Raw genomic sequence first — 11,134 nt, 5'->3', positions numbered from 1 at the left:
ATGTATGAGCATAGGGTAAATTGGTTTTATTAAATCAAACTAAAACTAAATCAATCTAAGTCAGCCTAAATCTATTCTAAGCAAATTTAACCGCTCTAAAGAAACGCGTCTGGGCCAAAGCAACTTGCTCCATTGTATTTGCTACTATGGCAACTATTCCCCCTTTTACGGGCATTAATTCTCCATGATAACCGCTTTTTTCAAAGGCTTGCATGGCAGTAATTTGCTGACCAGGCATCACAATAATTGTGATTGGTTGGCCATTCTCTTGCATAACAATATGTAAACCTTTTTGGCCTTCTACATCACAAATACCTGCATAACTCATACCTTCTACAGGCTTATTAAGCTGAGCTCCTACACTGGCAAATAGCTGATGCATTTCAGATTCGGTACTTGGCAATTTAACGGCAGTCATTAAGGTGGGGTCTTCTGCAATATGTGCCAATATGTGATTGACCATCGCATCACCACTAATTGTTTTGTGTACATTTGGTGAGTACAAAACGTTAAATAACAAAGCAAAAGCGATAACACTAGCAGCAATACCTGACGTCCACACTGCCCAGTTAGCAAAGGGATTACTTAACCAACCATTTGGATTACTATTAGCTGTTTTCACTGAAATAACTTCGGTCTCAATTCCTCCTGCTATGGATGAATCAGGCTTATTATCAACCTTATTTTGTTGATGGTTTTGTTGGTAACTTTGATTCAGCAAAATTCTGGCATGTAGCCCTTCTGGCACATCAACATCTAAGACATCAGAGATTTTTTGATCAAACTCTCTGGCTTTTTGAACGCTCTGTTTTTTCTCTGGGTTTTGCTCTAAAAAAGCCAGCATATCTGAATCTAATTCATAGGGATTAGTGAGCAATTTAGTACGAAATGTAATTTCATTCATCATTTTGCTCCTTTATTATTTTGTAAGTCAAATTCGGTTATTTCATTATTCATCATCTGTTTTAATTGCTGTCTGGCTCTAAATAATCGGGTGTTTACCGTTGCCAATTTCAGTTCAAGCTCTGCGGCAATTTCATGACCACTAAAGCCCCACATAATTTGTAAAATAAGTGGTTCTTTATACTCATCAGGCAGTTTTAAAATCATGTGATGAAGCTGCTCTTTTTCTAGATTATGGCTGGGTTCATTATGGTAATCATCGGCCACTAAACTCTCTTCTATCTCAAGCAGTTGTGGTTGATATTTTTCATAAAGACGAGCATTTTCTCGTCTTAAAATGGTAATCAGCCAAGCTTTAGCGGCTTTTTCATCTTTCAGACTTTCTATGGATTTCCAGGCACGAGAAAAGGTCTCTTGCACCAAGTCTTCGGCAAGAGGCTTTTGCTTACAAAGCCAATAAGCGTAGCGATATAAATCGTTTGCATAGGCTGAAACAAGCTGCTCAAAAAAGCGGTGTCTATTTTGCATTTGGATTTCCCAACCGGAATCTTTTGTTGATATTTATAACCATTAATAACGCACCCTTTTTACAGCTGTATCACACAAAAATCACTAATGACTCTGATTGATTATCAGCTATTTCTTTTAAAACTTTTATATAAGACCCGGTAGGCACTGTAATCTTTCAGCAAATTAGAAATTTAACTATTTAAGCAGGCGTTAGATTGTTTTCAAAGAATATTAGAACTCAGCAGAAAAACTAGATTGAAGAATTCGGTTAAAGAATTAAGTAGTAGAACAAGGCAATAAGATTGGATGATCGATGCCTTCTGCTTTTATGACTTGAACATCCAAACCTAAAGCTTCTTTGATATTTAAAGGATTTAATGTCTCTTCTACAGAGCCTTGCTTAAGCAATTTGGCGTCTTTAAGCATAATCACTTGGTCTGCCACCTGAGCACAAAGATTAATATCGTGCAGTACCATAATTATCCCTAAACCTTGAGCCGCCCATTGTTTAAAAAGCGTTGCTAAAGTTTGTTGATGATACAAATCTAAACTATTGGTCCACTCGTCTAGCAATAACCAATGACCTAAAAATGGTTTTGGTAGGCCTGCATCAATATTATTCATAGGCCAAATTTGAGCTAATACTCGTGCTAATTGTGCCCTTTTCTGCTCTCCACCTGACAGCTTAATCACATCACGATTAGCTAAATGCAAAACATCACACGCCTTCATTACGGTTAGAGCAACTTGTTTAATCTGCTGTGCAGACATTGGTGTAAAACCTTGTTGTACCTCTGCACCTAGTTCAACTAAAGCTTGTACACTCAGTGAAAATGCCGGCGATTGTAACTGCGGTAATACGCCTCTTTTTTCAGAAAGCTCAGCATAACTCAGCTGCTGTAACGGTTTATTTTGCCAAAAGATAGTGCCATTTGTTGGCATAAGCTCTTTGCTTAAAAGCGAAAGCAAAGTCGATTTACCTGCCCCATTTTTACCCAAAATAACGCTAATTTGGCCTTCATTAAACTGGCAATTAACGGCTTCTAAGAGGCTTTTATGTTTTACCTGATAACTTAAATTATGGCAATGAATCATATTAGCGTGATGGGTGTTCATTACTTTACCCAGCCTTTTCTCTGGTTAAGCAACATTCCTAAGAAGAATGGCCCTCCTAACAAAGCCATTAAAAGCCCTATAGGTAACTCAGAAGGCGAGATTAGAGTTTTGGCAACCCAGTCTGCCAGCACTAATAAAATTGCTCCTGCTAATGCACTTAATGGAATTAAACGGCGATGATCAGACCCAACCCATAAACGAACGATATGCGGAACCACTAGACCGACAAAACCAATTACGCCAACCGTAGCAACCGCGATTGCCACCATAAAAGCTGTACCCCACATAATTTGCCATTTTAGTTTTTTACCGTCATACCCCATATGCATGCAAATATTTTCACCTAACATATAAGCATTTAAAGGTTTAGCTAGTCGCCATAAAAGCAAGGTGATGACAATGGTAACCAAACTAACAATCGTCACGGCATACCAATCTACATTCGCAAAAGAGCCCATCATCCAAAAAGTGACGCTTCTGAGTTGATTATCATCAGAAACACTAATTAACAATTGAGTGGCTGCCCCAGCAATCGCATTAATGGCTACACCGGCTAACAGCATTAAAGCCACGTCTGTTTTACCGTATTTTGTGGCAATCAGATAAATAAAAAACGTTGCTAAAACCGCACTAAAAAAAGCCGCAATACCCATTTGCCAAAATTGAATGTCTTGCCAGATATAAGAACCTAAAACAATCACAAAAACGGCACCTAATGCGGCACTGCTAGAAACGCCAATTAAACCTGGTTCTGCCAATGGATTTCTAAACAGTGCCTGCAATGCCACACCAGCAACGGATAAACCCGCACCTACCACCATGACTAAAACCAACCTGGGTAAACGTAACTCCCATAACACTAGAGATTGCTGTGCATTTAAGCCTTGTTTTATAGCGGTAAAATCAATAGCTAAGCTGCCAGAAAACAGATGCAGGCTTGCCGCAATGAATAAGGCTAAAAACATAAGACCAATAATCACGACCAGGCCTGGAGAATTTTTAGAAGTAACCAGATTACTCACTGACAACCTTTGAGGTATTTGGCACTTTGTCGCTGTTTTCTGTACGAGGTTTGTGCGAATTCATATTCATTAGAGTCGCTACTAAGGCCCCATTCCAGATAACGATAAACCAAATTAGATATAGCCAAAGTAAAAACAGCGGCACCGCAGCAAAAGCACCATAAACAACCGCATAGGTAGGAAACCATTCAACATAGGTTGCAAAACCCGTCTTAAGCAGTTCTAGCTCTAACATGGCAAACAAGCCACTAATTAAAGCTATTTTGATTGGCACCTTAACAATCGGGACTAACTTGTACAGAGCAGTAAAACCAAGCCAAGCTAAAATCAGCGGTACGATCTTCATTCCTGAGGTGAGCTTGTCTATAAAAGGTGTTGTTTCAACAAACAGTGGCAAAGCCAACAATGATGAACTGATTACTAAACTTAACCCTAGCAATAGAGGCCCAAGTAAGCTAACACCTAGATACTGTAAAATATTTACCCACCACTTTCGTTTTAAGCGATGTGACCATAGACCGTTAAGTTTTTGATCCACTTTCCACAACAACATAATTGTTGTAAATAGCATAACGATTAGACCTGGTCCTTTTAAACTGGCAGCGGCTTGTGAAAACTTATATATATATTCTTCAATAACCGGTTGCGAATCAGGCATGAGATTACGCACGACTTGATCCATGACTAAAGCCTCAAAAGAATCAAAATAACTGGATACTGAAAACAACCCCAACATAACCGCTAACATAGGCACAATGCCCACTAAAGAGGTGTACGCTAAAATTGCAACGGCATCGGTTCCTTGGCGGTTTCTAAAATGAATAAAAACCCGCTGCCAAAAACGCCAATGCATTACTTGCTTGATTAAGGTAAATAATGAAACAGAGTCAACTCTAAGCTGTTTGGCTTCTGTTAACTGATTTTGTAAGACATCTTCTGGCAAACGAATCTCCCTTAAACTCGCATAAAATATGGTTTAAAACATTATCGCATAAAGAGTATGGAATCGTGAATGAATGGCTGTTTTATCATACCTGGCATGCCCTCATGCCCTGCGGCCATCAATAACTTGAAGCATGAGGTAAAAATCTATTTACCCTAAATGAATAACCAATAAAGATACTAAAGCAATTAGAGTAGCCTTTATGATTGGCGAACAATGCCCAATTGTTCAAACTCTGCCAAGCTCTGTTGTGCAAATCCTATTAAAGCAGACTCATCCATCTGAGTCTGTTGTGTAACCTCAATAAGTGCTTTTTTTGCAGTCGTAAAATTCTCTAACTGATTTATCCATTGATAAAGAAGTGGAGACATCTCCATAAAACAGACCTTTTCTCTTTGAGGAGTGTTTTGGGCATGGCTGGATTCTGCTGAGCGATACATTAATAAAGTCGTTACCTCAATGGGTTTTTCTGTTGGCTGAAAATCTTTTGAAATCTTATGCACTGGCCACTCATAAGCTAATGGCCAAGCCAGAGGTGATAGCTGATACTGTGTATCTAAATCAATCGGTAACTGTTGTTTGTTATCTTTGTTAATAACAAAACCGCTCTCTTCAGAGACCGTTAATGCTAACTCAACCCACTCATAGTGAGCCAGCTCCATTAAAAATTCAGGATCATTTTCTAATGGCGTAAATTCATTATGCATAAAGTCCAAAAACTCTCCCGCCAGTTCATGAAACAGCGGAGTTTGAGATTGGTGTTTAATCAAGTATTCACGAATCAACTCCGCCCAACGTTGCTCACCTAAAACGGTTTTGCAAACTGGAAACAACTGGCTAAAAAAGTCATGAAGATTATTAAAAAATAGCTCTTCATAAATCTTAAGCCTTCTTGGTTCAATGGCTGTTTCATCTTTAGGATTGTAAGAGTTCTGTTTTGGATTACGAATATGTGCGGTTAATTGCTGCTGCAACAGCTGAAAATACGGTAAGGATTGTTGTGACTTATTCAGTGACATTGTTCACCTTCCAGGCCTGTTGATAAGCCTTAATTTGCTCCACTTCTTGTAATAATTCCTCCATAGGTGGAATATTAAAATCACGCTCTAATAAAGTAGGAATCAAGCCGTGTGTTTGATAAGTTTGCTCTAATAAATCCCACACTTGTTGTTTTACGGGTTGACCATGAGTATCTATTTTTAAATCATCAGCTTCATCAAAGTGCCCTGCCATATGCATGTAAACAATGCGTTCAGTTGGCATCGATTGCATATAATCTTGAGCATTATATTGGTGATTAATAGAGTTAACATAGGTGTTATTTACATCAAACAATAAGTCACACTCAGCCTCACTCAACACCGCATTAACAAAATCCTGTTCACTCATTTGAGTTGTTGGCATGGCGTAGAATGAAACATTTTCAATACCAATCTTACGTTCTAAAACATCTTGCACTTGCCGAATTCTATCAGCAACGTAAAACACCGCTTCTTCTGTAAAAGGAATTGGCATTAAATCATATAAATGTCCGCTATCACCGCAATAACTTAAATGCTCGGTATAGACTCTAATGTCATGTTGTGAAAAAAATTGTTTTAAATCTTTGAGGTAGTCTATATCTAATGGTTTAATCCCACCCAAATCAAGCGATAAACCATGACAAACAAAAGGAATACGTTCCGTCAGTGAACGTAAATTTTTACCATACCGACCACCTAAATGTAACCAGTTTTCAGGAGCAATTTCCATAAAGTCAAACGCTAGATTTTTGGTTTGAGACACCTCATCAAAAAAATCTCTGCGTAATCCTAAACCAACACCTTGTATAGGATAATCTCTCACGACTTGCATAATGCTTACCTAAGAATAAATAAAACGGCTCATACGTAGAATCGCCTTTGTAAAAGAACCCAATGATTTATATAACTGAAATTTACCAGGCCTGGTTATTTTAAAAAGAAGATTGTGACAAATTAAGAATAATTATCACTTAATTGTGGCTTATAAAATATAGGGTTTGCTAGTGATAGTTTACCGATAAATCATAACAAGCCTGAAAAACAAAATTAGCTTATTGATTTTAATTTTATAAATGAATAAAGCCCTAAAGTTTATTTACCTTAGGGTTATCCATTTTTAGTTATTTCATATGAAACTAACCAACTTTACGATTTTGCCCCACATTTACCTTCAGGCTGTTTACCACCGCACTTGCCTTCTGGTTGTTTGCCACCACACTTGCCTTCAGGTTGCTTACCGCCGCACTTGCCTTCAGGTTGCTTACCGCCGCATTTACCTTCAGAAGCAACTTGTAAAGAGTCTGATTCTACAGCTTTAAACCCAAATGGATTTTCAGATGCAGCAGCTACACCAGTTACACCCACCATTGCCGCACCTGCTAATTTTAAAAAATCTCTACGTGAATTGTTTTTCATGTTTGTTCTCCAGTTTCTGATTAAGAAAGATAACGCTTTCAATTTATAAGACCAAAATGACTATTTTTTATTTCATAGTTTTTTTAAATTTACTTCTCTGGGGTTAATTCAGAATTGGGTTTGCCAATATGGTACCCCTGCGCATAATCAACATTCAGCTCTGCAAGCACATTAAGCACTTCTTGATTTTCAACAAATTCAGCAATCGTTTTCATACCGAATGCTTGTGCCATAATAACAACACTTTGAATAAATGCACTATTCTCTGAACTAGAAACAATGTTTCGTACATAAGATCCATCTAACTTTACATACTTTAATGGTAATTTTTTCATGTAACTGAATGAAGAGTATCCTACACCAAAATCATCTAGTGCAATTGAGACACCTAGCTTTGTTAACTCTTCTAAGTTTTTTAAGACTTGAACAAAATTTTCAATATAGGCGGTTTCCGTTAATTCAATAATAATATTTTGAGCCGGTATTTTTGCTTCTCTTATAAGCTCAGAAAAACGAATCGCAAATAACTTCTCTTGTAATGATGGGGCTGAGATGTTGATTGAGAAGCACAAATCTGGTTGTGTAGTTAATACTTGTTTCATAAAGCTAAAAACATGTTCAATAACCCAAGAATCAACATCTCTAATTAACCCAACCCGTTCTGCAATAGGAATAAATATCCCTGGTGATATCCACTCACCCTCTTCATTTTGTAATCTTATAAGGCTTTCATAATGACTTACTTTTTGTTGTTTAATATCCAATATTGGCTGATACACCATAGTAAATAAATCATTCTTAATCGCCAGCCTAAGCAGTCTCATAATGTCATGTTCTTGCTGAAGATTACTTAACTGATCATCTTCATAACTGAAGATATGCCAATTTTTCAAACCTTTTTTCTTAGCCTGATACATTGCCATATCAGAATGCACTATCAACGCTTGCTCATCTGAACCATGATCAGGAAAAACGGCACCTCCTAAACTTACACTGTACTCAACTACTCGAGAGTCCGATAATGTAATCTGTTGATTTAGCTGATCTGAAAGGCTTTCTAAAACACCTGGTAGGTTATCAATGGAAACACCTGGCATTAAAATCGTAAATTCATCTCCCGCTAAACGACAAATTGAATCTTGATTACGGGTGTTTTCTTTTAATTTTTTGGCGATATCAATTAATACCGTGTCGCCAGCCAAGTGACCATAAATATCATTAATCTGTTTAAAACGGTTTACATCAATAAAAACCAAAGCTCCTGTTTCATCTTGAGACAAAAACCTATCTAGATCTTTTTTAAAAGCTCTACGGTTACCAATTTTGGTCAGAGAATCATTATTGGCCAACCAATTTAAAGTCATTTCATCGTTTTTACGTTGTGTAATATCCATACCAATAGATAATACTTGATCACGGCCTTCATCATCTTTAACCAAGGTATGCGTCCAAGCCAAAGTAATCTTGACACCCTGAATGGTTTTCATACTGGCTTCTTGCTGAAAACTTTCAACTGGATTTTCTTTTAAACGAATAATGCCATCGATAAAGATCGTTTTATCATAAGAACTTAAAAATAATTCTAAAAATGACTTTTCTTCTGATGTATCAAATGAATTAGAAAACAGATGATTATTGGTTGCCACTTCATAATTAAAGGATTGGGTAAGAATATATAGGTTGGCATTATCAAATAAACGTTGTAAAAATTCTTTTGAGCGAGTCAACATTAAAATCTGGTTTTTTAATTGCTCTTCTGATATCTCTACCGCCAGATGCAAGTTTTCAAGTTCATTCGCTAAATAAACCGTACTGTCTTCTAGCTGAGTGATTTCATCACGAATTTGCTTTTTTGGGGTTTTTATTAGACTTATAGCTGATTTGTATCGATGTTTAGGGAGTAACTCAAGAGCTTGTACAATCTTTAGCAACCGTTGAATAGGTCCCATCATAAGAAAAATAAGCAAAGTTTCAGCTAAAATCCACCCTACTAAACTTGTAGATACACCACGTATAATCTCTTGCTTTAACTGCTCTTGCCTTTTTGATTCATTAATAATACTCATAAAATAGGCTGGTGAACCCACCTGAATATAATTGCTTGGAACCATATTTCTCAAAAAATAATCTGTATTCCATAGGTTCCACAACGTTATATCTTGGGTTTCTAACATACTGTGGTTTTTACTAAAATTTTCAACGTAAGAATATAGTTCATTAAAACGAGTTATTGCCCACACATGAACATTCCAATTTTTTAATAAATTGCCCTCTTTTCCCGATTGATTTGACTTGTTATAGTCATTATTTTGAATTAATACCGCTAAGTCTGATGAACTCACCGCATGATAACGGGTGATAAGGTCTGACATATTTTGCCCTAATGTCAAAATCCCCACATGGCCATCAGAAAATATAAAAGGTTCCATCACAAACTGAATACATGAGCTTTCGCAAAATATAAAATTTTGTGGCTTTTCTTTAGCTCGAGGAGAAAATAAACGGGTTGAACGTCTTAGACTTTGTAACTCAGAAGGTGTAAAAGCTTGATTAGCTTCAGCAATACGTTTACCGTTGCCATCAATAACTGCTACGTAGTCAATACTAATATTGAGGTTCCATGCGTACCATTGTGACTTTAGGTAATCGTTAATTTCGTTAGATTCGGTGGATAAGGTTTTTTGATAATTTTTTATCTTAGGATTATCGATAATGAGTTGTGCGTGCTGGGAAAGTTTGATGTAGTTATCGGTAATCAGTTGATCAAGAATTTTTTGATGACTTTCTTGACTCTGTTCAATATCAAATTCATAAGTATGTATATTTTGGAATATACCTTGAAATATCCAAGCAAAAGCGATTATAAACAGAATAAAACTGAGTAATATTACCGCTTTCCATCGAATACTTACAAACATAAATTACTTTTAAACCTAAAACTGATAGGTCAATTGCATGGAGTAGGTGTTCCAATATTTTTTCATAGTATAGTTTTCCTCTCCATCAAATACAGGTAACCAAGCATTCCCCTCATTAGAGGTAACTTCTCCCGCTAGAGTCAAATTTGGATTAATTAACCACTTCAAACCAAAAGTTAAGCCTTTGCTATAACTATGATAAGGATTATTAGGGCGATTAGGATCAGCAGCCATTTTATTTTTATCAACCAAATAAAGCTCTTCATAGCGGGCTAAAGCATGAATCTTTCTAGTTGCAAACCATTCGGCTTGTAAATAGAACCCTTCTGAAACAGGTTTAATACTTGTGTTCTTGCCAAGAACTTCAACGTCAATATTATTGAATACATTCAAATACTCTGCAGTAAACAACCAATTTTGATAACCGTATTGAACAGATGCTAATGCTAATACCGAATCAACACTCGCCCCTGTCACATAGTTGGCATAGTTAGTAGACAGTTCATAAGTGGGATTACTTCCACTAAATAAAGCATAACCATACTCTTGTTGAGCAACGAGAGGTGATTTTGTATTATTCATTTTGGCCTTTACATGAAGCAAGCTAAAGCCAAACGTTAATGGCTGTTCTGTATTTAAACTATAGGTAAGATTTAGCCCCTTAATCTCTGCATTATCAAATTTACCTTGAACGTTTTTTCCTAAAACGTAATGCTCCATAACCATACCAGACATCTCACGGTTACCTGCATACACATTCCAGTTTAAATCCCCTGTATCTAAAGCAAAACTACCATATAAACTTAAGCCATCAGTTGCTAATACAACATCTCTAAATGAATCAAAATAAACTGAACTAGGTACATTAATACCAGGCCTGCTTGAAGGAATATCACGAACGGCATTATAAAAACCAAGTGGATTTTTGATTCTGCCAATACGTACACCAAAGCTTGATTTGCTGTCACTATAGGCTAAATAATCAGCGAGTAAAAAGTCGACTAAAATACTGCCATCTGCCGCTTCATCTTTTTTACGACTTAGTAACTGACCAGCAAAACGCAATTTATCTGTTGCTTCCCAAGAACCATTAAGGCCAATTTCTCTAAAGTCAAAACTACCATCTAGAGAATTTTTTCCAGCGTATGGATTTTCGGGACTGTAAACATAGCCTTGTGAAACAAAGCCATGAACTTGAGCTGAGTCATCTATATCAATTGCTTGAGAGGCTGCCGAATAAACTAATAGAGTTAATAGGCTTACTTTTGATATTATATTTTTCAT

General features: G+C 36.7%; 10 protein-coding genes. All 10 read right to left on the bottom strand.

Annotated elements, in window-relative coordinates; all coding sequences use genetic code 11:
• Positions 1–76: 76 nt before the first annotated feature.
• A complete protein-coding gene (locus ACORJQ_RS04235) occupies positions 77–904 on the bottom strand; it encodes a DUF3379 family protein (RefSeq protein ID WP_321326295.1) in 828 nt (275 codons plus the stop codon).
• Positions 904–1,431, bottom strand: a complete 528-nt coding sequence (locus ACORJQ_RS04230) for a sigma-70 family RNA polymerase sigma factor (RefSeq protein ID WP_321326293.1) — start codon at positions 1,429–1,431, stop codon at positions 904–906. Before ACORJQ_RS04230 ends, ACORJQ_RS04235 begins: the two co-directional genes overlap by 1 nt.
• 258 nt (positions 1,432–1,689) lie before the next feature.
• Entirely contained in the window at positions 1,690–2,529 is an 840-nt protein-coding gene (locus ACORJQ_RS04225) for an ATP-binding cassette domain-containing protein (protein ID WP_321326292.1), read from the bottom strand.
• The gene (locus ACORJQ_RS04220; RefSeq protein ID WP_321326290.1) at positions 2,529–3,551 is read right to left on the bottom strand and encodes a FecCD family ABC transporter permease; all 1,023 of its coding nucleotides are present in this window, start codon (positions 3,549–3,551) and stop codon (positions 2,529–2,531) included. The genes ACORJQ_RS04225 and ACORJQ_RS04220 overlap by 1 nt, the downstream gene beginning before the upstream one ends.
• Positions 3,544–4,494 (bottom strand): YihY/virulence factor BrkB family protein, encoded by a 951-nt coding sequence (locus ACORJQ_RS04215; protein WP_321326288.1) that lies wholly within the window; start codon positions 4,492–4,494, stop codon positions 3,544–3,546. The genes ACORJQ_RS04220 and ACORJQ_RS04215 overlap by 8 nt, the downstream gene beginning before the upstream one ends.
• Positions 4,495–4,694: 200 nt before the next feature.
• A complete protein-coding gene (locus tag ACORJQ_RS04210; RefSeq protein ID WP_321326286.1) occupies positions 4,695–5,513 on the bottom strand; it encodes an HvfC family RiPP maturation protein in 819 nt (272 codons plus the stop codon).
• On the bottom strand, positions 5,500–6,348 hold the full coding sequence (locus tag ACORJQ_RS04205) for an HvfB family MNIO-type RiPP peptide maturase (protein ID WP_321326283.1): 849 nt from the start codon (positions 6,346–6,348) through the stop codon (positions 5,500–5,502). The genes ACORJQ_RS04210 and ACORJQ_RS04205 overlap by 14 nt, the downstream gene beginning before the upstream one ends.
• A 314-nt stretch (positions 6,349–6,662) precedes the next feature.
• Positions 6,663–6,932 carry a twin-arginine translocation signal domain-containing protein gene (locus ACORJQ_RS04200; RefSeq protein WP_321326282.1) on the bottom strand — a complete coding sequence of 90 codons (270 nt, stop codon included), beginning with the start codon at positions 6,930–6,932 and terminating at the stop codon, positions 6,663–6,665.
• Positions 6,933–7,021: 89 nt separating this feature from the next.
• On the bottom strand, positions 7,022–9,850 hold the full coding sequence (locus ACORJQ_RS04195; RefSeq protein ID WP_321326280.1) for an EAL domain-containing protein: 2,829 nt from the start codon (positions 9,848–9,850) through the stop codon (positions 7,022–7,024).
• Between the two features lie 15 nt (positions 9,851–9,865).
• Entirely contained in the window at positions 9,866–11,134 is a 1,269-nt protein-coding gene (locus tag ACORJQ_RS04190) for a hypothetical protein (RefSeq protein WP_321326278.1), read from the bottom strand.

This window comes from Thiomicrorhabdus sp. (genome assembly GCF_963662555.1).
Classification (GTDB): domain Bacteria; phylum Pseudomonadota; class Gammaproteobacteria; order Thiomicrospirales; family Thiomicrospiraceae; genus Thiomicrorhabdus.
This window is presented reverse-complemented; position numbering and strand designations above follow the sequence as displayed.